Genomic DNA, 22637 nt, shown 5'->3' with positions numbered 1-22637 from the left:
ACTGGCTAAGACCTATTTAAGGTGCTTAGAAACCAATTTAGTCATGTCGAACATAGAAACTTGAGTTTTGCCGCCGAAAACTTCTTTCAATTTAGCGTCAGCATTGATGTTTCTTTTGTTTTTAGCATCTTGAAGGTTGTTCTTCTTGATGTAAGCCCAAAGTTTTTTAACAACTTCAGTACGTGGAAGTGGAGAAGCACCAACAACTGCTGCCAAAGCTGCAGATGGAGTCAACGCTTTCATGAAAGCTGCGTTTGGTTTACGAGCAGTTTTAGCTTTTTTAGGAGCTGCTGCTTTTTTTGGAGCTGCTTTTTTTGCTGCTGCTTTAGGAGCGGCTTTTTTAGCTGCTTTTGGAGCTGCTTTTTTTGCTGCTGCTTTTTTAGGAGCTGCTTTCTTAGTTGTAGCTTTTTTTGTAGCTTTTGCTTTTGCCATTCGAAATTCCTCCGTTAGGTTTTTAGTCTTGTTTATCTCGAATGAGCTTAGTGTGTATCCAAGTCCAGTCGTTTGTCTAAAGAAAAATGCAGGGGAAATCATTTTTTTTTCGCACGGGAAGCGGAAAAGACCCCGTTTTCCCCTCTAAAACCACCCCCTCCCCCCTCGGGAAACGGTGTTTTCCCCTAGGGAAAGGCCCCTTTTCCCCTCTAAAAAAGTCCATTTTTCACTGGGAAACGACCTTCTGGACTGAGACTTTTACCCCTTGTACCGATAAGAAAGGCATGAGTTTTCAGGCAAGCTTCAAGCAAATTCTCAGAGAGAAAATGGGTTCCGAAACCTTCGTGAACGCCTCCGAAGAAAGCTTATTAAATGCCGACCCCTCCCACCTTGCCTTCTTGATGGGGCAGGTTGGTCGCAAAGAATTCAACTCCCCACGTGGACAATATCCTGCCCCTAAAGTTCGTCCACAACGCAAAGCTCACAGTTTTTCCCCGTCTCAACAGCAGGCTTACGAGTTTTTGAAAAGCTGGATCTTTGACCTTCCCGCCGGCTTTACCGCAAGCGAATTGAAAAAGGCCTTCCGTCAGGCTGCCATGATTCTGCATCCCGACCACGGTGGGAACGCCCCGCAATTCGTAGAGTTGAAAGCACACTACGAGACCTTGCGCCCGCTTGTCTCACTCTAGAACGAACAAATTTCAGCTAAACATAGATTACATTGCTGAAATACCCTCAGGCCTTTTGTTTCATCGCCGATATTGCATAATGGAAGCAACCAGGAATATAAAGCACCATGCGAGACCTGACTTTTACATCTGAGGATGCCTACAAGAAACGACTGACTTATTTCAAGGTCATCTATTCTTTGACCCTCCTGGTCTCGCTTGTCTATATAGTGAAATTCAATTTCCAATATAAGGTCGCCGACTACAACTCGGCCCTGATCCCGATCTGGGTGGTGCTGCTGATTGTTCCGCAAGCCTGCCTAAGGTTCCTTAAAAACTATCTGATCTCTGCCTGTGTTATGGGCACGATGTGCTCGCTGATCCTGGCCTATCTGCTTTACCTATCGGGCGGCATTGAAGCGCCGGGCATCTTCTGGCTGACGGCCATCCCTTTGGTCTGCGGCATCCTGGTCGGCGTTCCTGGGGCGATTGGGGGCTATCTGATCGTCTTTGCGATCCTGTGGTTCTTCTGGTTCGCCCGCACCCAAGGGTTCGGTCCGAACGTCATTGCGGAATACGGCGATTATAACCGTGAAAAGCTCTTTAATGTCGTTGTCTTCCTGCTGTTCTCGGCCTTTAACACCCACTACTATATCCGCGGCGAAAAGACCCTGATGAAGAACCTCGAGGAAAAGAACCTCGACGTTGAAAACCTGCTTCGCGTTCTGATCCATGATATCGCCAACACCCTGTCTTCGATGACCTACAATCTGGTGAAAGCCAAAGAGGACCGCGAGGAAAACCTGTCCGGCGTGCAAGAGCTGGACAAGATTGAGCGCGCCGTGGATGACATCGTCAATCTGCTGGCGCAGGTGCGACATCTGAAGTCCGTGAAGGACGGCAAGGCGGCCATGCCCTTGAAACCTTTGAATCTGACCATGGTGCTGAACGAGGTTTATGAAAACACCGTCGCCACGGCCCAGCAAAAAGGCATCAAGATGCAGCTGGATATCTCGCGCGACCGCATGCCTATCAATGGCGAAAAAACCATCCTGAGCAGTGTTGTGCTGCAGAACCTTATCAATAACGCCATCAAGTTTTCTCACCCCGGCGAACGCATTGATCTGCGCGCCTACCCAACTGAAACCGAAGTGATCATCGAGATCCGCGACTATGGAATCGGCATCCCGAAAGAGATCCTGGCCAACATCTTCAACCTGAACGCCCAGACCACCCGTCCGGGCACCCAAGGGGAAAAAGGCACAGGCTATGGCATGCCGCTGGTTCGCGAGTATCTGCAGATGATGAATGGATCCATTGAGATATTCTCAAGTGAAGAAACCAGCTCGTCGGACCCCAGCGGCACCCGGGTGGTTTTGAAGATGCCTTTGGTCAAGACCGTCCTGTAAACGTCTCAATTCAAGACTCTAGCCCCCCTCGCCTTGTAAAGAATTGCGCAAAAATACTGAATGGGACCCCGTAATATGCCGATAAGTCGTGTATGGAAAAACACCTGTACGTAACGGTATTCACCCTGCTTTTTCTTTCGTCGGGGGCCTTCGCCACACCGGGTTCACTCACCTATCAAGGACGCATCAGAAATGCTCAAGGGGATGCACTTGAGGTCAATGGCGTTCGCTTTGAGTTTTCGGTGACCAATCCAAACGGCACCTGCGTCCTTTACCGGGAAACTTCCGGCGCCATTGATATGCGCAACTCTTCCGGAGTGTTTGACGTTCCCATCGGCACCGGCACAAAAAACTATCCTGCCGCGGCTGGTTTTAAATTGTTGGACAGCTTTGACAACTCGGCGGCAATTCCATGCGAAGGCGGCGGATCCTACACTCCGGTTGCTGACGACAAACGTTTGCTGCGCGTGCAATTCCATGACGGCACTGGTTGGAAACTGATCACACCGGACAATGAAATCCGCTCCGTCCCCTATGCCGGTCACGCCAAAATCGCACAAACCGCGCAGAAACTGGGAACTCAAGTTGCCAGTGACTTTGTCGCCAAAGCCTCTTTGCCTTTCTGCGGAGCTGGCAGCTATTTGCGTCACATCGCCCCTGCCGGCACTTTTGAATGCACGGCCCCCACCGTCACCGGAGGCAACGTCACCGGAAACATCAGCGGCAGTGCCGCGGGTTTCACCGGCAATTTGACTGGGGATGTTTCAGGCACTCAAAGTGCGACCTCTGTGGATCGCATCAAAGGCACACCGGTGGTGAACTCCGGCCTGGCTTCGGGAAAAGTACTGAAATTTGACGGTACGAACTGGGCACCGGCAGATGACAATGCCGGCACTGCCGGTGCGATCACCTCTTTGACAGGTGCAGTGTCTTCCTCTGGAAGCCCTGCTGCCACTGTGACTTTGAACGACGACACGGTGACCACGGCCAAAATCGTGAACGGCACGATTTTGAACGAGGACATTTCCGGTTCGGCGGCGATTGCAGATTCCAAGCTTGCGACTATTTCCACAGCCGGCAAAGTGTCAGGCGGTGCCATCACATCGGGCACCATCGGCGGCAGTACGGCCATCAACACCAGCGGCCTGATTCAGACTTCCAGCGGGATCCGCGTGTATTCCGGCTCGAATTATGTAGAACTGAAAGCCCCGGCCTTAAGCGCAAATTCCAGTTACGAATTACCTGCGGCCGACGGCACCGATGGGCAGCTGTTGAAAACCGACGGCACTGGCAAATTGTCATGGACAACCGTGACCACCAGTGGCGGCACCGTGACCGGCGTCACCGCTTCCGCTCCCCTGGCCAGTTCCGGGGGTACGGCTCCGGTTATTTCTTTGAATGATTCGGGTGTGACCGCTGGCACCTACAACCGCGTTGTGGTCAGCGCCAAAGGTCTTGTGACCAGTGGTTCGAATATGGCCGCGGCAGATTACGCCAATGTCGCCGGCGATGTGACCTCAACTGCGGGCCTTAGCAACACCAAGGTTGAAAAAATCCAAGGTGTGGCGATAGACACGACAACTCCTTTGACCGGCCAGATGCTGGTTCATGATGCCACGAAATGGAAAGTGCAATACGTGGGTTTTGGCCAATTGCGCTCAACCGTCACTGGCAACACCCAAATGCCCGCAGCTTGTGCGACCGCAAACAAAACCCTGAACTGGAGTGCAATCACCGACACGTTCACTTGTGCCGACATCGCAATCAGCAACACGCAGGTTTCAGGACTGGGAACCGCCGCAGCGAAGGACTTTGGCACTGCGGCCGGCAATCTGGTGGAACTTGATGGCACCGGGAAAGTTCCGGCAGCTTTGCTTCCGTCTGTGGGTGACAATCTGGGAAATCACACGGCCACCGCAAACTTGAACATGGCCACTTACAACATCAGTGGGTCTGGCAAGTTGCTTATCGGAGATGGCACCTGGAGTGCTCCTTCCATCAGTTTCGCCAATAACACCAACACCGGGATTTCGAACAACGGCGGGATCATGCGATTTACTTCCAGCGGAAGTCTTGTCATGGATCTTAGCAACAACGTCATGCAACTTAACGGAAGCTATGCTCCGTACATGCGCCTGGGTGGTGGGGTTTACGGAGCGTCCAACCCAACATATGCTTTCGGCAGCTACACCACGACGGGAATGTTCTCCGCCACCAACATTCTGGGCTTCAGCGTGAACGGCACTGAACGCATGCGCATGGACAGCTCGGGCATGATGGGGATCGGCACGACGGCGCCGACCCGCAAACTGCACATCGTTGGTGATGGCACTGATTATGGCGATGATATCTTTATGGAGGCCGTGAACTCTGAAACCGCTGTGCCCCAGATCAGTCTGGTCCGCTCACGCGGCACCACCACCACCAGAAATCCGGCGCTTGCCAATGACACCATCGGTACGCTGGCTTTCCGCGCTTACGACGGCGCAACCCATGCTTATAGTGCACGAATTTCTTCCAGTGCGGAAACGGACTTTGCAACCGCGGTGAACGGGAATCTGCGTTTTTATACAGCGGCCGCCGGAACTGATTCCGAACGCATGCGAATCACTGGCTCTGGAAGCGTGGGAATCGGAACGACCGCGCCCACCGTGCCTTTACAGGTCGCAACCCGCGTACCTTCGTCGACTGTTCATCCGCATAGAGCAGGCATTCAAGCCGTCGGCGAAGGCACCGATGTCGGCGGCCGCGTTGCCACCCTTGTTTCCAGCGCAATAGAAATGGCTACATTCTCGGGCTACCAAAGCGCCGGGACGCTGGCATCTCCCACGGCTGTCATCAGCGGACAGGGAATCACCAGCCTGACAGCTTTTGCCTATAACGGCACACAATACCAGAGTGGCGGCAATGCCGCTGTCAATTTCTATGCGACAGAGACTCACACGGCATCAGCCGGAGGTGCAAAAATCACCTTCCAGACCACGAACAATGGCTCTTCGGGATCCTCTGAAAAAATGGTGATCAACCACAATGGAAATGTGGGGATTGGAGTGACGAACCCGACTGCAAAACTTGAAGTCAATGGTGCCGTCAAAATCGGAACCAGCGCTCCGATTGGAAGAATGACCGTCTGCTCTTACGCCACTCAGACAGGGACAACTGTCGCAGCTTACAACGTTCATAACTGGATTACCGCGGAATGTACCGACGGGGTTCCCAATGCAACTTGTGTTGGGTACATCTCAAAAAGTGTTCTTACGGGCATGGAAAGTAACGTTTCTGCGTTAGGTCCAAATGAATCCGTCTATCCGGGATGCCCCGGATCATGCTCTGCCAATGCGAATGGTGGATTTGGCTTCTCTACAGACGTCGCTGCCGCGGGGAATGCCATTTACGATATTCGTGTCGTATATATGTGCCAGAACTAAATATGAATCCAGCCAAAAAGATGCAAAACCAAAAACAGTACAGCGGGCATCAGACTTAAAAGTGCCCTCTTTTTAAATGGGGCACTGGACATGATGGAGATAAGAAACATTTTTGATACAAAACTTGCCAGCAAGGACATCTCGACAAGTCGCTCGTACTGAGCAAGCCCCACCTGATCCGCTGCCAAAAGCTGGGCTGTGGAAATCAATGACCCATGAACTTCAAACAACGACACCACAAAGGTTAATGCCATCAAACCGTCGTTGCCCATCCAGGCTTGAGCCCCCCGGCTGGCGGCTAAAATCAGAACGATAAAGACAGTCAGCTTCAGTGACTCCCAGACATCCAGAATTTTTTCCGGGCCGGTCGCAATATGTCGCGGGCGGCTTTGTCGTCGCCATAGAACAATGATCATCACCACTGTTATTACAAATAGTGCCAGGAAATGCACTGACACCACTTGCAGGGCCGCGATACTGCCTGCACCGACCAGCACAATCGCCTGCAGCAGCATAGCCAGAATCGCCGCCTGCATTGCGGCCATCCTGACACTTTGGGAGCCTTCGGTGTCATGGCTGTCTTTGGCCAGTCGCACCGTGGTGGCCGTACTTGAAAGCATGCCTCCAAGAAAACCAGTCATCAGCATTCCGGCGCGGTGACCGACAAAGGAAGACAACACCTTTCCCATCACCTGCAGTGTTGAAAGAGCAAAGAACATAAATAGAATCTTCTGGGGGCGGAACAGCCCCCAGGGATCGATGGAACCGGCCGGTACCACCTTCGATGCGCCAAAAAGAAAGAGCAGGAATAACCCTGCCCTCACCCACTGATTTTTCATCAGATATTAAACCATTTTGAAGCGGATACGTTTTGGTCCCGCATTTTCGCCCAGACGGCGCTTGCGGTCTTCTTCATACTCGGTGAAGTTTCCAGGATAGAATTCAATCTTGGAATCACCTTCGAACGCCATGATGTGCGTGCACACGCGATCCAGGAACCAACGATCGTGCGAGATCACCACAGCAGATCCACCGAATTCCAGCAGCGCTTCTTCCAGCGCACGCATGGTGTTTACGTCCAGATCATTCGTCGGCTCATCCAGAAGCAACAAGTTCGCGCCTTCTTTCAGGATTTTTGCCATGTTCACACGGTTGCGTTCACCACCGGACAACTGACCCACTTTTTTCTGCTGATCAGAACCCGAGAAGTTAAACCAGGAAACGTACTGACGCGCATTGATTTCACGCGTGCCCAACTGGATCACATCAGCCCCACCGGACAATTCCTCGTAAATGGACTTGTTCGGATCCAAGGTTTCACGAGTCTGGTCAACATAGGCGATCTTCACGGTGTCACCGACTTTGAATGTGCCGGAATCAGGCTGTTCTTTGCCCGTGATCATGCGGAACAAAGTTGATTTACCCACACCGTTCGGCCCGATCACACCCACGATCGCCCCTTTTGGAATCGTGAAGCTCACGTCATCCAAAAGAACTTTGTGGTTGTAGGCTTTGGTGATTCCATGAGCTTCCACCACGATATCGCCCAGACGAGGTCCTGGCGGGATGTAGATGGACATCTCCTGGATTTTTTCAGGCGTTGCTTCTTTCAGCAGGTTTTCGTAGTTGGAGATACGAGCTTTGGATTTTGCCTGACGGGCTTTCGCGCCCTGACGGATCCAATCCAATTCTTTTTCCAAAGTACGGGCCTTGCGAGCCTGGTCTTTGGCTTCGTTCGCCTGACGCTTGTCTTTTTGTTCCAACCAGGAGGTATAGTTCCCTTTCCAAGGAATACCTTCACCGCGATCTAACTCAAGGATCCAGCCTGCCACGTTGTCCAGGAAGTAACGATCATGCGTAACTGCGATAACAGTTCCCGGGAACTTGGAAAGATATTGTTCAAGCCACGCTACCGATTCGGCATCCAGGTGATTCGTTGGCTCATCCAAAAGCAAAATATCTGGTTCAGACATGATCAAACGGGCCAAAGCCACACGGCGTTTTTCACCTCCGGAAAGGTTTGTCACCGCCAGATCACCATCTGGACAGCGAAGAGCGTCCATCACGATTTCGATCTTTTGATCGACGTCCCAGGCACCAAGGGCTTCCAGTTTTTCCTGAAGCGCGCCCTGTTTTTCGATCAGTTTGTTCATCTCGTCCGGATCCAGATCCGGGTCAGAGAACTTGTCGTTGATCGCGTTGTATTCTTTCATCACTTTCGGCAGTTCGCCCATGCCAGCGAAGATATTTTCTTTCACTGTCAGTGCATCATCCAAATGAGGCTCTTGCTCGAAATAGCCGACTTTCATTGTCTTGGAAGGGAAAGCTTCACCCAGGAAGTCCTTGTCCACGCCTGCCATAATTCTGAGCAAAGTGGATTTACCAGAACCGTTCAGACCCAAAACACCAATCTTGGCGCCATAGAAGTAAGAAAGATAAATATCCTTCAACACATATCTTTGTGGAGGATATACTTTACTTACGCCCTTCATTGTGTAGATAATCTCTTGAGACATGACGTCACACTCCTAAAAAGACCGGATTCGGCCCTGACTTCGTCTATAAACGAAGTAATTTACCAGCCCGAAAACGCTTGTCAAATGGAGTTCCATTTATCACACTATCGCCCCTAGCGCAGGATGCGCTTCTGATAGAAAGCCGGTTTTCCGGCACAAAAAATAAGCACTGAGCTTAAATTACGGACAGAAATAAGCATTTAATGAGTGGCGGCAACCTAGAGCGGCAGCAAAATTCGAATACTGACACGCCGAATTCCCCGGAAAAACCGGAGAAGCGTGAGCCGTCGTCCAAAAAGTCCCTGTTCGGCAACCTGAACTCTGACCTGAAGCACGCCCTGAACACCTGGGAAACTCTGACTGAAGAAGCGGCCAACAAGGTTTCTCCGGACGAAGAACAGCTGCAGGAAGTCAAACGCCTTCTGGGCGAGCTTAAATCCAAATTGAATCAATTCGACGAATAATTCCCTTTCACTTCCTTTTGTCTTTGATGCGGGGATTGCCTTAAGAGCTGGGAGAACCCGGCCCTTAAGGCAATTTTGCTTCGAAGGAATTAGGAGGGGAAGTTGCTCGAACTCGTCTTTTCTTAAACATGCCTTCTTGCTTTCACACATGCTCCAATTTGATTAATTCGGAGGCGAAGCCTCAAGGGAGCCTCATCGTTGTGCTGGCCAGTTTTGGCTGTGGCTTGGGGATGTTTGAAGCGGCAGGGGCCTTTGCCGGCGCCACGATGGCGCGAACCGCCGAAGGCGGCGGCAACTGAGCCCGGACGGCGTGCCCCAGAGCTTCAGACAGCCCCAAGCCACAGCCAAAACCCTCGCCCTAAGAACGACGATCGTGCTTGCTGCCACCAAGGCATTCTGGGGAAACGAAGTTCAGAGTGTCTTTTTGGGACGCCCATTCGGTCGGCGTTAGAGCCTTTTGCGTGAGAGCATGCAGGCCTGTTTGAAGTTCCGACTTCAATAGATCGTTCACCATACGTTGGCGGTCGATGCGGGATTTGCCTTCGAAGGCTTCTGATACCACCAGCACTTTGAAATGAGTTTCGCTGTTTGGGGGCACCGAGTGCATGTGGCTTTCGTTTTCAACCCCCAGCTCGATTGGAGCCAGGGACTGGTTTAGGATTTCGCGGATACGGGATTCTCGGGACATGTTCTAGTGATTTCTTTTCTCGATCTTGGATTTGATAAGGTCGATGCCCATTTTGGCCATGGCATAGACGCCTTTTTCTTCAAGCTTCTTATCAACATCCTTGGCTGTGCGCAAAGCTTTTGCGGCGGCCATCTGGGCGATCGGGTTTCCGACTGGCAAACCTTCAAACTGCCCGTCTTTTTTCCACTCGTCAGCCACGGTGTCGGCGATTTCCATCACTTTGGGGGCTTTTTGGCGGATCACTTCACTGCCATAGAATTCCAGGTGAACTTTTTCTTCTGCATGGTGAATGTCAGAATCCACAGTGTCTTCCGAGTAAATCGGCGCACCTTCGGAAACCATTTTTTTGGCTTCACGCATGGTTTCGTCCACTTTCACACCTTCGTTTTGTGCTTCGGTGTTGATTTCATCCGCGGCTTCCATTGTGGCATGGGCTTCGTTCATAGAAGCGTGGGCCTCGTCGATGATTTCTTCGGCGTCACCACGAATTTCAGCGGCTTCGTCGATTTCAGCCTGAGCCTCGTGATGAGGACGGCGTTTTTTTGGATGATGATGCTTTTTCTTTGCGTCGTAATGTTTGATCTCTGGCATGTTTACTTCCTTTTAAACAAATCCCAACATTTCGCGGGTTACAAAATCATAGTCAGCTTTGATCGGAGACTTTCCGGCATAAAGACTTTTACCGGAGCGCACGGTATTTTTCACCTCGGCTGATGTTCGAATATATCCTTTCATCAGCGAGTCCTCAAAAGACTCTATGCACTTTTGTAAAAGCTCATGACTGAACTTCTCACGTCCATCGAACTTGGTAAAGAGAACTTTACGCGAGAACTCCAGACTGAAGTCGCTGCGGATGTCTTCCAGTTCGCTGAGGTTCTTTTGCAGCCCCATAAAGGCGAACTTGTCCGGATTCACCGGCAAAATCACCTCGTCCGAAGCCACAGTCACGGCCGTGTTCGTGGCACTAAGGGCTGGAGCCGTGTCGATCAGGATCAGGTCATAGCGGTGTTTGATTTTTTCCAGCGGAGATTTCACCGCCAAAGACCAGTTACGGTTGGAGTTCAGCAACACCCGGTCCAAAACTGAATTGTTCAGGCTGGACGGAATCAAATCAACATGCGGCTCGATAAAGCGCACACACTCGTCGATGCTTTTCTTTTTTTCGACGACATCCACCCAAACAGGAAGGGATTCGTCCTCGACACCCAAAGCAAAACTCAAATTGGCCTGTTGATCCAAATCCACAAACAGCACGCGTGCTCCGTACATCGCGGCTCGCAGGCCCATGTTCAGCACGGATGTGGTCTTCGCCACCCCACCCTTGAGCATCTGGATGGAAATCACCTTGTGAGGATATTTGTAACCTTCAGCCAGCAACAACTGACGGGCTTCTTCGGGAAGCAGCCACGGGGATTTAATTTTTCGTTGCAGAGTTTTTTCAGCCTTGGCTTTGATTTGATTTGGAGGAATCTCCATGAACGAGGCCAAATCGCTGAGAGTAATGCAAAACTCCTGTTGCGCCAAAGTGGACATGAAGGACCTCCGTCAGTCCTTCAAGCGTACAAGGGGGTTTTCCGCTTGGAAACACGCAGCGCGAAAAACCTAGGAAGGTCCAAAATCCTCAAGGTGGCTGACCTCCTGCTTCAGCAGGGAGCGCATTTCCTCGATATCGTCTTTATAAGACCAGAGTAATTGCTCGCGCATTCGACGCAATTGCAGGACCTGCTCGTTAGTTAGGGGGCGCATGGACTCTGCCAGTTGCATTAAATGCAGATCCACCTCGCGCTTGAAGTCGCCATAATCCGTGTCGTCCTCTTTATCCAGGAAATTCAGGAACTCATTGATGTTCGGATTCATAGAAACCTCCCTTGTTGTATTTTGCCCCGCAACCCATTGCTGCCTCAAACCCCCGGGCCCAGACTTGCTAAGAATCAACCACAGGAATATGCTTTAAAAGCTCTTGAAAGGACCTCTATGGCACCCGAACTTGCCGCCGCCTATGTCATCGGTTGGATTCCCTCGGCATCCGTCACCGGACTGCACTTGTGGATGCACCGAAAAAAGGTTAATTCCCCTGCCTACCGACAGCTGCAAAACAACCTGCAAAAGGTCGGACTTTACTGGCGCGAGTCCCGCTCGGATGTCGAGCCCTTCATTGAGGGTGCCGAAGAGCAGAATCTGAAAGCCTATGAAAAGAACATCCTGCTGATGGGAACTTTTTTCCTGTTTTTGAGCTGGGGCGGATTCCTGTTCAATCTGATTGTTTTAATTTCCGTGCATTCACTGGCGATCTCCCGTAAAGAAAGAGCCCTGTTTGAAAGTCCACTGAGCACTCAGGATCTGCCCAAGGAATTGGTGCAGGATATCCTGAAGGAGATCCCATGAGCCGCCCGCCTGCACCGATCCAAATCCCCATCCTTGAAAAATCCAAACACTGGCTGGTGATCAACAAACCTTCGGGCGTTTCTGTTCACAATGACCCACCCGATGTGCGCACGCTTTTAAAAAAACAACTGACACCGGGAACCTATCAGGACATTCACCCCGTGCATCGCCTGGACAAGGAAACCAGCGGCTTGTTGCTGGTGGGCCTGGATGCCGAAACTGCTGCCAATCTTTCCGGGCAGTTTCAGGAACACAAAGTTGAAAAGACTTATTACGCACTTTTGCGCGGCGAACTGCCCGTCAGCACCGATTGGCAGGAATGGAACACACCTATTTCCGACAAGGCCGAAGGACGCAAGAATCCACAAGGCCTTTTAAAAGACCGTGTGGAAGCCCGCACACTTTACAAAGTCCTTGAAGCCAACAAGTATTTTTCTTTCGTGGAAGTTCGTCTGATCACCGGACGTCAGCATCAGATTCGCAAGCATAGTGTTCTGATCCGTCATGCCATTGTGGGTGACACTCGTTATGGCGAGCCCAAGTACAACGAACGCATGGCCAACATCTATCAGACCAAGCGCATGTTTCTGCACGCTGCACGTATGACTGTCATGATTAATGGGTACAAGCACTCCTTTGAAGCCCCGCTGCCGCCGGAATTCAAAGAAGCGCTGAAAGGCTGATTAGCCGGCCTTCTGCTGCTCTTGCGACGAAGAGGCCAGAGCAAAAATCTGATCCACGTTGCCAGAAATATTTCGAATCGAGGACACTATGAATTCGGAATTTGAAGTCAGCGATGTCACTCCCCGGCCGATTTCGCCGGTGCTTTCGCGCAGCAACTGAATAAAATCATCCATGGCTTCCAGATAGTGCGTGAAGCTGTTTTTGATCTCGGTCGTGCGGGCTGATTCAATCGCCCCCATCTGACGAACCACTTCAAGGCCGGTAACAAACTTGGCGACTTCCAGCATTTCAAAGGAAATCGCAGACAGGCTTTTCTTCAATTCAGAAAACTCTTTATCCAGATTTTGGCAATACTGGGCAAACAGATCTGAAAAGGCCTTCTGATTCTGCAGCATTTCGTCAAAGGCATTTTCTGATGAAGCCAGCTTTGCGATGGATTCACGGACAAAGAAGTCCACCATCAGCATCTGCACATTCAAGGCCGCCGCCCGCAACACACACTTCTGAATCACACCCGACAGCTCCTGAACAAAGCCCGCAAGTCCGCCCAGATGTTTTTCAATCGTACCGGACAAAACCGAAAACTCGTGAGAAACCACGCCCAGACTTGCCGCCATCTCACCGAACTTGGCTGCGGCAATTTTCATGTTGATAGAAATAAACTTAAGCTGTTGAAACCCCTGATCCAGTCGGCCCATGGCACCATCAAGGCTTTGATTGGCGCCTTGAAAATCCCGCAGCTTATCAAAGACATCATTCAATTTACGAGTGGCGGAACTGGTGACGGCGGTAATCTGTCCGGCACCGTGAGCCGAGGACGAGCGTGTTTCTGATTCAAGCACCTGCGCGGCGCGGGACTTCAGTTCTTCCATGACGGCTTTCATCATGAAGTTTTCATAGTCCGTGAAGCCAGCTTTCTGGATTTTCGCCAGCAGATACTGATGTGATTCCTCCAGGCTGTGCTCTTGCTGCTCAAAAGCCAGAACGTCGGCATAAAGCCCCTGCACGACCGAGAACAGTTCGGAAGAGGGCTTAAAGCGCACGGACAGGTATCCGTCGCCAATCGGGAACGCGAAAGCATAGACCCAGTAATAGCTGCCGTTACCGGCTAGATTCTTCACATAAGCACCCACCGCTTTTCCCTGATTCAGGAAATTCCAGAATTCCTTAAACACGGCCCGTGGCATGTCAGGATGACGAATCAGACTGTGCGGGGCCCCCAGCATGGTTTCTTTCGGATAAACGCTGACACGCACGAAGACATCGTTTCCGTACCTGATCACGCCCCGTTTGTCGGTAGTGGAGAAAAAGAATTCATCGAAGCCAAAGGGGCTTTCAGACTGAGTGGGCGTTGGACGTTTCATGGGAACCTCTCAAAAAAACTATTACTTTTTTTGATCGGCATTTTACTGAGCATCCTTAGCTCTCAGTGACGAAAGTGACAGATGCTCAGACATTAAATTAAAAAATACTCAGATCTTGAGAGGAAACCGCTTATTTCTTTGCGGTCCCAAGTTTACTATCAAGCTTGGACAGGAAACTTGCCACTAAATCCTCGCGTTCTTGCCCGACCACAGGTCGAGCTCCCAGAGGGAATTCCGTGTAAAGCTCTTTAGGAAGCTCCAGCAGGAATCGTGAAGGCGCCACCGGACGAACGGCGCCGTTCTTCTTGCGCTGCTGACAGCGCGACATCACCAGACGCTTTTTTGCGCGGGTCACGCCCACATAAAACAAACGACGTTCTTCATCGATGTCAGATCCCAGATTCTTGTGCGGCAGAAGGTCTTCTTCAAGGCCCGCCAAAATCACCACCGGGAACTCAAGTCCCTTGGAAGCGTGCAAGGTCATCAGCTGAACTTTGTTTTCCAGTTCTTCTTCGGACAGATCATCACGCAAAAGCATGCAGTCCACGAAGGACTTGATGTTTTCAACATCATAGGAACGCCGACCCAGGAAAGAATCCAGGATGCGCCCCAGAATTTCCACGACCATCCACTTTTTCTCGGCACTGGTCGGATCTGCGGCCGTTCCATAAACGTATTCACGGTAACCAATATCCTGGAAGATCTGAACCATCTTCGCCCCAGGGGTTGAACCCACCTGGAAATCGAGGATGTTTTTCGGAAGATTTTCAATGAACATCATCAGATCATCGATCGCAGCGCCGGCTTTATCCTGCACACCCGCCTCTTGCCAGAAACGGCAGGCATCGACAAAGTTGATACGTTTTTTCAGTGCAAATTCACTCAGTTTTTCAATGGAAGTGTCACCAATCCCGCGCGAAGGCACGTTGATGATACGACGAAGGGACACTTCATTCGGAGCCAGGGCTTGCTTTAAATAAGCCATCAGGTCCTTGATTTCTCGACGGTCAAAGATCGAAGTGCCGCCCGAGATATGATAAGGCACGTTCGCACGACGCAACGAGGACTCAATCAAGCCCCCTTGTGTGTTGGAACGATAAAGCACGGCCATGTCCTTATAGGAATAGCCCTGTCTTTGGAAATTCAGAATTTCAGTGACGACGAATTCACACTCGTCCTCTTCACGATCCAGAATGAACAGCTCTGGCAACTGACCGGTGTCTTCAGCAACCTGCGGGCGCAGGATCTTGCCGTGACGGTTTTTATTCTTGGAAATCGCCGCATTCGCCACCGCTAGAATTTCGGCGGAGGACCGATAGTTGCGTTCAAGCTTGATCACTTCACACGGTGTGAATTCCTGCGGGAAGTTCAGGATGTTCTTCACTTCCGCCCCCCGCCAGCCGTAAATCGACTGATCATCATCACCCACCACCGCGATGTTGTTGTGGCTTTTCACGATCTGCGCGATCAGGTCCATCTGCAGACGATTCGTGTCCTGGAACTCATCGACCATCACTTGCGTGAACATGCCCTGCACTTTTTCCAGAATCTCGGGATTTTCTTTGAACAAAGTAATTGGTTTGATCAAAAGACCTTCGAAATCCACGACCCCCAGATGTTCCAGGCGTTTGGTGAATTTCGGCGTCAGGACTTCAACCATCTCGTGGTATTCGTCAAAAGCTTCCGTCTGCGGGGCCATGCCCGTGCGACGGTCATTGATCATGTTCAGGATCTTGTCGGCATCGAACTTGTCTTTGCCCGAGTTTTTGATGTCTTTGATCAAGTCTTTGACGATGGCATTGCAGTCACTTTGATCGACAATGCCGAAATACGGGGAAAGACCCGCATGTTTGTGGAACCGGCGCAAAATCTGCAATCCGAACGAGTGGAAAGTCCCTGCCCACATGCCCGAGCCGGAACTTCCCAGCTTTGCGCCCACGCGATGTTTCAGCTCGCGCGCGGCTTTGTTGGTAAAAGTAAGCACGCAGATTTCCTGAGCCTGTGCCACACGCTCTGAAATCAGTCGTCCTGTTCTGGAAACCAGAACCGTCGTTTTGCCTGAACCGGCACCCGCCAAAATCAACAAAGGCCCGAAGTTGTGCTTCACGGCCTTTTGTTGTTCGGGGTTAAGCCCCTTAAACCAATCCATTAATTTTCGATTCTATAAAAAATTACTGACGGTTGTGGATCAAAGTACGAACTTCGTCTTCGAACACAACTTCAATTTTATCAGTCAAGGCGTCCTTGATGAAGCCCAGGCCGAACTTAGGATGTTGCAGCTTGGTGTTCTTTTCGAACTTGCCCTTCATGTTGTAAGTCGCCGTCGCTGCCGCGTCGTTGGACATCAGCATTTCGTATTCATTGCGGTGGCTGGACTTGCGGGAGCTCATTGTCTGCTCACGTTTTTTCGCTGCAGCACCTGTCAAAGGCTTGCCTGTTTTAGTCTGAGCTTTAGGAAGAGAATACGTCTTCTGAGAACCGCAGATCTCGCATTTGATCTTTGCGGAAGTCGCCGTCGTGTGCGCCAGAACTACATGGTATCTGTCAGCATCACATTTTTTACAGAACGCAAAAAAGGACTTCGCGACCGGTGGCAGGGCATTCATGGACATGTGTATCTTCCTATCTAGTATTGTTGTTTCAAACTATAAATCATCAATTGTTCGTCGAGCTTCTTCTGGGCAATCTCCCCTGCACTCAGGTAGAAAGGGCCCTCTCCGCGCTCAATGCGCTGCTGGAAGTTCAACATACTCACTTCCTGTTTCGGATCGATGAACGTGCCCGTCGGTCCGTAGTTTTCCAGGAAGGCCAGATCCGGTTCTTTGTTGAAGAACTTTTCCCAGCACTGGGTATTTACCTGTACGCGGTAAGTAATAGTTTTAGCATGAGAATGCACCGGAGCGTAAGCCCCAATTACCTCTAAATGACCATAATGCGAGTGCAGCTTCAAAGCCGGACTTCCCCACTGGGTCATCCCGGAGCATTGCTCCACGTTGGCGTACCAAAGACCAAAGGCCTTGGACATGAAACCCAGACCGTAGAACTGCTCCTCTTTAGGCAACAGAGAGTTCACAGAACACAGATTGTGCGCCACCCACTCGCCCTTATGCATCGTCGGGATAATGATAAACAGGGACAATGGGATCCAGTCCATGTCATCCAGGGACTCAACTTCTTTTAGAACCCCGGAGGACTTGATCGGAGAAAGGCTGGCCGGGAACTTTTTGGGGTCCAGCGCCTCACGCGCCGCCTTAGAAAGAGCCGATGGACGAGCCGCAAAGCCCGCCACAAACCCCGGCATCACCGCACAGTCATAAAAGACCCAGCGAGGCATGGCCATGTTTGACGGTCCAAAGGCACGCTCTTCCAAAGAGTAAATACGATCGGCAAAAGCCAGCTCTTTCACGTCCAGGGGATTTTTGATCACTGGAGCTTGAGTGAACCAGTCCAAGCGGTGCGCTGATCCGGGCTGGGCGATCTGATTTTCGGGACGAACAAAGACATAGGGTCTGATGTCGTCACGATTCATCCAGTCCGCTTTTGCCAAAAGAGAATTCATTCTAAGTTACTCCAGTTCCGCACCTGTGGGCGCTGCACTCTGTGCGCCTACGCGCCTCTGCCCGCGTCCGCGGCGCCAACCATCTGTTCCGGTTTTACTATCCTATCAAATTCTTCGCCAGAGAGCAGTCCAAGATTGATGGCTTCTTCGCGCAGTGTTGTGCCGTTTTTATGGGCAGTTTTGGCAATTTTGGCTGCATTGTCATAGCCAATGTGAGGATTCAGTGCCGTCACCAGCATCAAAGACTGCTCCAGATGCTTCTGAATCTGTTTACGGTTGGCTTCAATGCCCACCACGCAGTGATCGGTAAAGGATTCTGCGGCGTCCGCCAGCAAGCGCACGGAATTCAGAACATTGAACACGATAACGGGCTTAAATACGTTCAGCTCAAAGTGCCCGGTCGCCCCGCCAATTGTGGCAGCGACGTGGTTTCCCATCACTTGGGCACAGACCATGGTCATGGCCTCGCTCTGGGTGGGGTTCACCTTGCCCGGCATGATGGAACTTCCCGGTTCATTTTCCGGCAAATGCAGCTCTCCGATCCCGCAGCGCGGGCCCGAACCCAGCAGGCGGATGTCGTTCCCAATTTTCATCAAAGACACCGCGACCGAGTTCAGCGCTCCGCTGACTTCCACCAAAGCGTCATGTGCTGCCAGAGCCTCAAACTTGTTTTCCGCAGAAACAAAGGCAATCCCCGTCTCGCGGGCGATTTCAGCAGCAGCTTCAACAGCAAACTTCGGATGCGTATTCAAACCAGTTCCCACGGCAGTCCCGCCCAGTGCCAGCTCATACAGATGCGGCAAGGTGTTTTTCACTCGTTGGATCGAGTGTTTTACCTGGGTGCTGTAACCGGAAAACTCCTGTCCCAGCGTCAGCGGGGTTGCATCCATCAAGTGGGTGCGACCGATTTTCACGATGTCTTTGAATTCCTTCTGTTTGTTTTCCAAAGCTTTATGCAGCTTTTCCAGCATGGGAATCAGACGATGATGAACTTGCTCGCCCACGGCAATGTGCATCGCCGTTGGGAAGGTATCATTCGACGACTGGCCTTTGTTCACATCATCATTGGGATGAACTTCCTTGCTGGGAAGTTTGATGCCCATCATGTCCATCGCACGATTGGCGATCACTTCATTGGCATTCATGTTGGTCTGTGTGCCGGAACCAGTCTGCCACACCACCAATGGAAAGTGCGCATCAAGCTTCCCCGCGATCACTTCATCAGCGGCCTTCACAATGACCGTGGCTTTCTTCGGATCAAGCAGGCCTAATTTTTCGTTAGTGATGGCGGCGGACTTTTTCAAAATCCCCAGGGCCCGGATCATTTCGCGTGGGAAACGATCGCCCCCAATGCGGAAGTTTTCCGTGGACCTTTGGGTCTGCGCCCCCCAGAACCTGTCTGCGGGAACTTTCACTTCACCCATGGTGTCTTTTTCGATTCTGAATCCGCCCTCTGCCATCACTACACTCCTTTGCGAGCGACCTGGCCGACATGGGCCTGGTCTGTGGGATAAATAACGAGTTCTTGAATATTCACATGGGCCGGTCTGGCTGCGCACCATGCAACAGTGTCTGCAATATCCTGTGCTGACAGCGGAGTCATGCCTTCATAGACCTTGTCGGCCTTGGCCTGATCCCCCAAGCGCACCACGGAAAACTCCGTGTTCACCATGCCGGGCTCAATGTTGGTCACACGCACGCGCGTCCCCAGCAAATCCATACGCAGTCCTTCAGACAGCGCGCGCACAGCAAATTTGGTGGCGCAGTAAACGCCTCCGCCTGGATAAGTCCAGCGGCCCGCCACCGAGCCTAAATTTATAATATGACCCGAGTTCTTTTTCACCATGTGTTCCACCACGGCGCGGGTCATGAACAGCAAGCCTTTGATGTTCGTGTCGATCATGACCTCCCAATCATCCAAAGAGGCGTCCTGCATTTTTTCAACCCCACGAGCCAGGCCCGCATTGTTGACCAGAATTTCCACCTCGGAAATTTCCGTCTTGTGGGCTTTGACGAATTCACTGACCTCGAAACGGTCCGACACGTCAAAACAAGCCAGCTTCACTTGAATCCCGGGATGACGGGCTTTGATGGACTTTTCCAGTTCCTGCAGTTTTTCATAGCGACGTCCGGTCACGAAAATATCAAATCCTTGCGCTGCCAGCGCTTCCGCCGTTGCCCAGCCAATTCCCGAACTTGCCCCAGTAATCAAAGCCCATTTAGCCATCATTTCACCTCACCCCAAAACGATAGCAGCCCCCCTCTGGAAGGGCACCCCTGCAAGCCAATTAACGCAACGCTTCGGAAAAAGTAAGCAGGTACCTTTTAGGGGGAATTCTGGTAGTTTCGCGGGCTATGAAATGTCCTTGTGGTTCTGAGAAAACTTATTCTGAATGTTGTGGTGTTTATCACTCTGGCAAAGCTTTAGCGCCAACCGCCGAAGCTTTGATGCGCTCTCGTTACAGCGCTTTTGCCAAGAATCAAATGGAGTACCTGCAGGATACGACAGATCCTCAGACTTTGGATCAAATCGACGAAGAGGCCAACCGCGAATGGGCTGAGCGTGCAAAATTCCTGAAGCTTGAGATTGTTCACGCCGAAGAAAAGGGCACCAAAGGAACTGTCGAGTTCAAAGCCTACTACAACGTCGATGATGAAGACTTTATCCATCACGAAGTCAGCCTTTTCCGCAAACAAGCGGGCGAATGGTTCTTCAAATCCGGAAAAATCAAAGCGGAGAAAACCAAATGAAGTACTGGCTGATGAAATCAGAACCGGATGTCTTTTCTTTGGATCAACTGAAGAAAGACAAAACCACCTGGTGGACCGGTGTGCGCAACTACCAGGCGCGCAACTTCATGATGAAAGACATGCAAGTCGGCGACGAAGTGCTGTTCTATCACTCCAATGCGACTCCGCCGGGCGTGGCTGGAATTGCCCGTATTTCCAAAGTGGCTGAGCCCGACAAAGAGCAGTTCGACAAAAAATCTGAATACTTTGATCCCAAGGCGACCAAAGAAAAACCAATCTGGTTCTGCGTGCAGGTCGAATATGTATCGCACTTTAAAAACTACATCAGTCTGCCTGAGCTGCGTGACAACACGAAACTTGCTGACATGCTGGTCTTGCAAAAAGGCTCCCGCCTTTCCATTCAGCCTGTCGAAAAAAAGCACTTTGATATTCTGACCAAACTGGGTGGCGCTTAGAAATGAAACTGTTTCTGGCTCCGATGGAAGGTGTTGTCGACTGGGTGATGCGTGATACTCTCACTTCCTTAAGCGGCATTGATCAGTGCGTGACCGAATTCCTGCGTGTCACCGACCGTCTGCACCCGGAAAGTGTTTTCTATAAAAACTGCCCCGAGCTGAAAACCGGATCGCGCACCCGCTGGGGCACGCCAGTCTTTGTGCAGCTTCTGGGTGGTCAGGCCGAACCTTTGGCTTTGAATGCCCAGCGTGCCGTGAAACTGGGCGCCTTGGGTGTGGACCTTAATTTCGGCTGCCCGGCAAAAACCGTCAATCGTCACGATGGCGGCGCCAGTCTTCTGAAATCCTGCGATCGTGTGTTTAACATTGTCGACACCGTTCGCAAAGCAGTTCCCGCAGACGTTCCAGTGACGGCAAAAATCCGTCTGGGCTTTGACGATCCGACCAGGTGTTTGGAAATTGCCCAGGCCGTGGAAGAAGCCAATGCCACTTGGTTGACGGTTCACTGCCGCACCAAAACTGATGGCTATAAACCACCGGCTTACTGGGACTGGATCCCGAAGATCAAAGAAAAGACCAAAATTAAACTTATCGCCAACGGTGAAATCTGGAATGTCGCGGACTTCAACCGCTGCGTGGAAGTCACCCAGTGTGAAGACTATATGATCGGCCGCGGGGTTATGAGCAATCCCTTCATCTTCAGCCAGATCAAACAAAGCCTGAATCAACAGCCCGTGGAAGACATGAGCTGGGAACGCGCCCGTCCCCTGCTGCCGCAGTTCTTTGAATCCAGCACTTTGTACATCAATGACTATTTTGCTGTGTCCCGCTCCAAACAATGGCTGAAGGCTTTGTCTTTGAAAAATCAGGAAGCCAAGGCGATCTTTGATGAAATCAAGGTTCTTAAAAAACCAACAGAGTTCAAAGCCAAGCTGCACGCTTTGTGCGGTATCGATCACTTGAGTGAAGGATAGTTCTTTCGATAAAATTCCTTACGGGCCGGAGCGAGTTTTTCCTGGTCCTCGGCACTGAGCCAGCGATCCACGCCTTTTTCAAATTTTTCCAGCAATGCTTTGTTTTGAAGGGCCCGATCCACATCGGCGATCACTTTGGCTCCCCATGGTGTTTTAGGACACGCCACAACCACTTCCACCCGCGCGGAATTTTCGGTCACCGGAATGTGCACCACTGAATCGGCCTTGCTGTTCAGAAGTTCGTTGTAATAAACCGCCTCGAATGGATAACCCAACGTGTACTGAATACGATTGGCGTGAAGCATCTTGTGAACCCTTAGGCTGGTGGCAATGGTGATCACCTGAGGGTTTTTCTGATAGTTGTTCTTGGTCAGCACTTCGTCGATGCCCTCGCCATAAAGGCGACCGACCCCGAGCTTCCAGGATTTCTTGGCATCGAGGAACTTTTGCAACGAATACGGCGCCAAATTTCGAACTTCGCCCAGTCGGCTTTTTGGCAGTAAGATGCCGTTGGCGGGAATCACAAACACAGGCGTTGAAAAATAAAACAGCTTGGACCATTCGGGTGTAGCCAGCCAGCCGGCGTTGCAGATGTGGGTTCTGCTCTCAGCCTCTTTCAAAACCCGAGGCACGGTGCCTTCCAAAGTTTTGTGCTGGTACTGGGGCAGTTTTTTACGAAGCTCATCTTCCACGGTGTCCAGCACCCCCTGCCCTTTGAACGGACCACTGAAAACAAAAATCGGCGGGTCATCCCAGCGGATCCACGTGATATCCTCGGCCCCAGCCAGTGGGCAAAATATATTCACAACAAGAAAGGACAACAGGATCAGTCTTTTCATCACGGCCTCAGGCCTTCACGA

The 22637-nt window shown here is 51.3% G+C and carries 23 protein-coding genes; 9 read left to right on the top strand and 14 right to left on the bottom strand.

The window, feature by feature from the left end; all coding sequences use genetic code 11:
- Positions 1 to 12: 12 nt before the first annotated feature.
- On the bottom strand, positions 13 to 432 hold the full coding sequence (locus BDT_RS06655) for an SWIB/MDM2 domain-containing protein (protein WP_015090474.1): 420 nt from the start codon (positions 430 to 432) through the stop codon (positions 13 to 15).
- A gap of 284 nt (positions 433 to 716) precedes the next feature.
- On the opposite strand from BDT_RS06655, the gene BDT_RS06650 reads away from it, so the two are divergent.
- From BDT_RS06650 to BDT_RS06640, 3 genes are all read left to right on the top strand, one after another.
- Positions 717 to 1121 carry a J domain-containing protein gene (locus tag BDT_RS06650; protein WP_015090473.1) on the top strand — a complete coding sequence of 135 codons (405 nt, stop codon included), beginning with the start codon at positions 717 to 719 and terminating at the stop codon, positions 1119 to 1121.
- A 107-nt stretch (positions 1122 to 1228) separates the two neighbouring features.
- The gene (locus BDT_RS06645; protein ID WP_148278745.1) at positions 1229 to 2509 is read left to right on the top strand and encodes a sensor histidine kinase; all 1281 of its coding nucleotides are present in this window, start codon (positions 1229 to 1231) and stop codon (positions 2507 to 2509) included.
- Between the two features lie 92 nt (positions 2510 to 2601).
- Positions 2602 to 5937 (top strand): beta strand repeat-containing protein, encoded by a 3336-nt coding sequence (locus BDT_RS06640; RefSeq protein WP_015090471.1) that lies wholly within the window; start codon positions 2602 to 2604, stop codon positions 5935 to 5937.
- Here BDT_RS06640 and BDT_RS06635 read toward each other — a convergent pair.
- Together BDT_RS06635 and ettA are read right to left on the bottom strand one after the other, a co-directional pair.
- Entirely contained in the window at positions 5934 to 6656 is a 723-nt protein-coding gene (locus BDT_RS06635) for a DUF4010 domain-containing protein (protein ID WP_235046287.1), read from the bottom strand. The genes BDT_RS06640 and BDT_RS06635 overlap by 4 nt on opposite strands.
- A 126-nt stretch (positions 6657 to 6782) precedes the next feature.
- Positions 6783 to 8453 (bottom strand): energy-dependent translational throttle protein EttA, encoded by a 1671-nt coding sequence (gene ettA, locus BDT_RS06630; RefSeq protein ID WP_041577291.1) that lies wholly within the window; start codon positions 8451 to 8453, stop codon positions 6783 to 6785.
- Positions 8454 to 8656: 203 nt separating this feature from the next.
- Here ettA and BDT_RS06625 point away from each other — a divergent pair, with 203 nt between their 5' ends.
- Positions 8657 to 8917: a hypothetical protein gene (locus BDT_RS06625; protein ID WP_011163826.1), complete on the top strand. Its 261-nt coding sequence runs from the start codon at positions 8657 to 8659 to the stop codon at positions 8915 to 8917.
- A gap of 358 nt (positions 8918 to 9275) precedes the next feature.
- Here BDT_RS06625 and BDT_RS06620 read toward each other — a convergent pair whose 3' ends face one another.
- The 4 genes from BDT_RS06620 to BDT_RS06605 form a co-directional block, all read right to left on the bottom strand.
- Positions 9276 to 9605 carry a BolA family protein gene (locus tag BDT_RS06620; RefSeq protein ID WP_015090466.1) on the bottom strand — a complete coding sequence of 110 codons (330 nt, stop codon included), beginning with the start codon at positions 9603 to 9605 and terminating at the stop codon, positions 9276 to 9278.
- A 3-nt stretch (positions 9606 to 9608) separates the two neighbouring features.
- The gene (locus tag BDT_RS06615; RefSeq protein WP_015090465.1) at positions 9609 to 10196 is read right to left on the bottom strand and encodes a hypothetical protein; all 588 of its coding nucleotides are present in this window, start codon (positions 10194 to 10196) and stop codon (positions 9609 to 9611) included.
- Positions 10197 to 10208: 12 nt separating this feature from the next.
- Positions 10209 to 11138 (bottom strand): ParA family protein, encoded by a 930-nt coding sequence (locus tag BDT_RS06610; protein WP_015090464.1) that lies wholly within the window; start codon positions 11136 to 11138, stop codon positions 10209 to 10211.
- Between the two features lie 69 nt (positions 11139 to 11207).
- On the bottom strand, positions 11208 to 11462 hold the full coding sequence (locus tag BDT_RS06605) for a hypothetical protein (RefSeq protein ID WP_015090463.1): 255 nt from the start codon (positions 11460 to 11462) through the stop codon (positions 11208 to 11210).
- A gap of 117 nt (positions 11463 to 11579) precedes the next feature.
- Here BDT_RS06605 and BDT_RS06600 point away from each other — a divergent pair, with 117 nt between their 5' ends.
- A complete protein-coding gene (locus BDT_RS06600) occupies positions 11580 to 11990 on the top strand; it encodes a hypothetical protein (RefSeq protein ID WP_015090462.1) in 411 nt (136 codons plus the stop codon).
- Complete coding sequence (locus tag BDT_RS06595; RefSeq protein ID WP_015090461.1) at positions 11987 to 12673, top strand: RluA family pseudouridine synthase; 687 nt, start codon at positions 11987 to 11989, stop codon at positions 12671 to 12673. The genes BDT_RS06600 and BDT_RS06595 overlap by 4 nt, the downstream gene beginning before the upstream one ends.
- On the opposite strand, the gene BDT_RS06590 is transcribed toward BDT_RS06595, so the two are convergent.
- The 6 genes from BDT_RS06590 to BDT_RS06565 all read right to left on the bottom strand — a co-directional run bounded on the left by BDT_RS06590 (position 12674) and on the right by BDT_RS06565 (position 19827).
- Positions 12674 to 14038 carry a PAS domain-containing protein gene (locus tag BDT_RS06590; protein ID WP_015090460.1) on the bottom strand — a complete coding sequence of 455 codons (1365 nt, stop codon included), beginning with the start codon at positions 14036 to 14038 and terminating at the stop codon, positions 12674 to 12676. It abuts the gene before it with no gap.
- 130 nt (positions 14039 to 14168) lie between these two features.
- Positions 14169 to 16187, bottom strand: a complete 2019-nt coding sequence (locus BDT_RS06585) for an ATP-dependent helicase (protein ID WP_015090459.1) — start codon at positions 16185 to 16187, stop codon at positions 14169 to 14171.
- Between the two features lie 22 nt (positions 16188 to 16209).
- Positions 16210 to 16650 carry a hypothetical protein gene (locus BDT_RS06580; protein WP_015090458.1) on the bottom strand — a complete coding sequence of 147 codons (441 nt, stop codon included), beginning with the start codon at positions 16648 to 16650 and terminating at the stop codon, positions 16210 to 16212.
- A 14-nt stretch (positions 16651 to 16664) separates the two neighbouring features.
- A complete protein-coding gene (locus BDT_RS06575) occupies positions 16665 to 17597 on the bottom strand; it encodes a hypothetical protein (protein ID WP_015090457.1) in 933 nt (310 codons plus the stop codon).
- A 47-nt stretch (positions 17598 to 17644) separates the two neighbouring features.
- On the bottom strand, positions 17645 to 19057 hold the full coding sequence (gene fumC, locus BDT_RS06570; protein ID WP_015090456.1) for a class II fumarate hydratase: 1413 nt from the start codon (positions 19055 to 19057) through the stop codon (positions 17645 to 17647).
- Positions 19058 to 19059: 2 nt separating this feature from the next.
- Entirely contained in the window at positions 19060 to 19827 is a 768-nt protein-coding gene (locus tag BDT_RS06565) for an SDR family NAD(P)-dependent oxidoreductase (protein ID WP_015090455.1), read from the bottom strand.
- Positions 19828 to 19952: 125 nt separating this feature from the next.
- Here BDT_RS06565 and BDT_RS06560 point away from each other — a divergent pair, with 125 nt between their 5' ends.
- From BDT_RS06560 to BDT_RS06550, 3 genes are read left to right on the top strand one after another with little or no spacing between them, the layout of a single operon-like run.
- Positions 19953 to 20348 (top strand): YchJ family protein, encoded by a 396-nt coding sequence (locus BDT_RS06560; protein WP_015090454.1) that lies wholly within the window; start codon positions 19953 to 19955, stop codon positions 20346 to 20348.
- Positions 20345 to 20803 (top strand): EVE domain-containing protein, encoded by a 459-nt coding sequence (locus BDT_RS06555; RefSeq protein WP_015090453.1) that lies wholly within the window; start codon positions 20345 to 20347, stop codon positions 20801 to 20803. The genes BDT_RS06560 and BDT_RS06555 overlap by 4 nt, the downstream gene beginning before the upstream one ends.
- 2 nt (positions 20804 to 20805) lie before the next feature.
- A complete protein-coding gene (locus BDT_RS06550) occupies positions 20806 to 21777 on the top strand; it encodes a tRNA dihydrouridine synthase (RefSeq protein WP_015090452.1) in 972 nt (323 codons plus the stop codon).
- On the opposite strand, the gene BDT_RS06545 is transcribed toward BDT_RS06550, so the two are convergent.
- A complete protein-coding gene (locus BDT_RS06545; RefSeq protein ID WP_041577287.1) occupies positions 21759 to 22616 on the bottom strand; it encodes a TIGR02285 family protein in 858 nt (285 codons plus the stop codon). The two genes, BDT_RS06550 and BDT_RS06545, sit on opposite strands and share 19 nt — an antisense overlap.
- Positions 22617 to 22637: the final 21 nt, after the last annotated feature.

It is taken from the genome of Bdellovibrio bacteriovorus str. Tiberius (assembly GCF_000317895.1).
GTDB lineage: Bacteria > Bdellovibrionota > Bdellovibrionia > Bdellovibrionales > Bdellovibrionaceae > Bdellovibrio > Bdellovibrio bacteriovorus_F.
Note: the sequence above shows the minus strand (reverse complement) of the source record. Positions and strands in the feature narration are given on the sequence as shown.

Bases quoted from the DNA above. Each gene is read 5' to 3' on its own strand.
- BDT_RS06655 (WP_015090474.1), bottom strand. From the start codon at position 432: ATGGCAAAAGCAAAAGCTACAAAAAAAGCTACAACTAAGAAAGCAGCT.
- BDT_RS06650 (WP_015090473.1), top strand. From the start codon at position 717: ATGAGTTTTCAGGCAAGCTTCAAGCAAATTCTCAGAGAGAAAATGGGT.
- BDT_RS06645 (WP_148278745.1), top strand. From the start codon at position 1,229: ATGCGAGACCTGACTTTTACATCTGAGGATGCCTACAAGAAACGACTG.
- BDT_RS06640 (WP_015090471.1), top strand. From the start codon at position 2,602: ATGGAAAAACACCTGTACGTAACGGTATTCACCCTGCTTTTTCTTTCG.
- BDT_RS06635 (WP_235046287.1), bottom strand. From the start codon at position 6,656: ATGTTCTTTGCTCTTTCAACACTGCAGGTGATGGGAAAGGTGTTGTCT.
- ettA (WP_041577291.1), bottom strand. From the start codon at position 8,453: ATGTCTCAAGAGATTATCTACACAATGAAGGGCGTAAGTAAAGTATAT.
- BDT_RS06625 (WP_011163826.1), top strand. From the start codon at position 8,657: ATGAGTGGCGGCAACCTAGAGCGGCAGCAAAATTCGAATACTGACACG.
- BDT_RS06620 (WP_015090466.1), bottom strand. From the start codon at position 9,605: ATGTCCCGAGAATCCCGTATCCGCGAAATCCTAAACCAGTCCCTGGCT.
- BDT_RS06615 (WP_015090465.1), bottom strand. From the start codon at position 10,196: ATGCCAGAGATCAAACATTACGACGCAAAGAAAAAGCATCATCATCCA.
- BDT_RS06610 (WP_015090464.1), bottom strand. From the start codon at position 11,138: ATGTCCACTTTGGCGCAACAGGAGTTTTGCATTACTCTCAGCGATTTG.
- BDT_RS06605 (WP_015090463.1), bottom strand. From the start codon at position 11,462: ATGAATCCGAACATCAATGAGTTCCTGAATTTCCTGGATAAAGAGGAC.
- BDT_RS06600 (WP_015090462.1), top strand. From the start codon at position 11,580: ATGGCACCCGAACTTGCCGCCGCCTATGTCATCGGTTGGATTCCCTCG.
- BDT_RS06595 (WP_015090461.1), top strand. From the start codon at position 11,987: ATGAGCCGCCCGCCTGCACCGATCCAAATCCCCATCCTTGAAAAATCC.
- BDT_RS06590 (WP_015090460.1), bottom strand. From the start codon at position 14,038: ATGAAACGTCCAACGCCCACTCAGTCTGAAAGCCCCTTTGGCTTCGAT.
- BDT_RS06585 (WP_015090459.1), bottom strand. From the start codon at position 16,187: ATGGATTGGTTTAAGGGGCTTAACCCCGAACAACAAAAGGCCGTGAAG.
- BDT_RS06580 (WP_015090458.1), bottom strand. From the start codon at position 16,650: ATGTCCATGAATGCCCTGCCACCGGTCGCGAAGTCCTTTTTTGCGTTC.
- BDT_RS06575 (WP_015090457.1), bottom strand. From the start codon at position 17,597: ATGAATTCTCTTTTGGCAAAAGCGGACTGGATGAATCGTGACGACATC.
- fumC (WP_015090456.1), bottom strand. From the start codon at position 19,057: ATGGCAGAGGGCGGATTCAGAATCGAAAAAGACACCATGGGTGAAGTG.
- BDT_RS06565 (WP_015090455.1), bottom strand. From the start codon at position 19,827: ATGATGGCTAAATGGGCTTTGATTACTGGGGCAAGTTCGGGAATTGGC.
- BDT_RS06560 (WP_015090454.1), top strand. From the start codon at position 19,953: ATGAAATGTCCTTGTGGTTCTGAGAAAACTTATTCTGAATGTTGTGGT.
- BDT_RS06555 (WP_015090453.1), top strand. From the start codon at position 20,345: ATGAAGTACTGGCTGATGAAATCAGAACCGGATGTCTTTTCTTTGGAT.
- BDT_RS06550 (WP_015090452.1), top strand. From the start codon at position 20,806: ATGAAACTGTTTCTGGCTCCGATGGAAGGTGTTGTCGACTGGGTGATG.
- BDT_RS06545 (WP_041577287.1), bottom strand. From the start codon at position 22,616: ATGAAAAGACTGATCCTGTTGTCCTTTCTTGTTGTGAATATATTTTGC.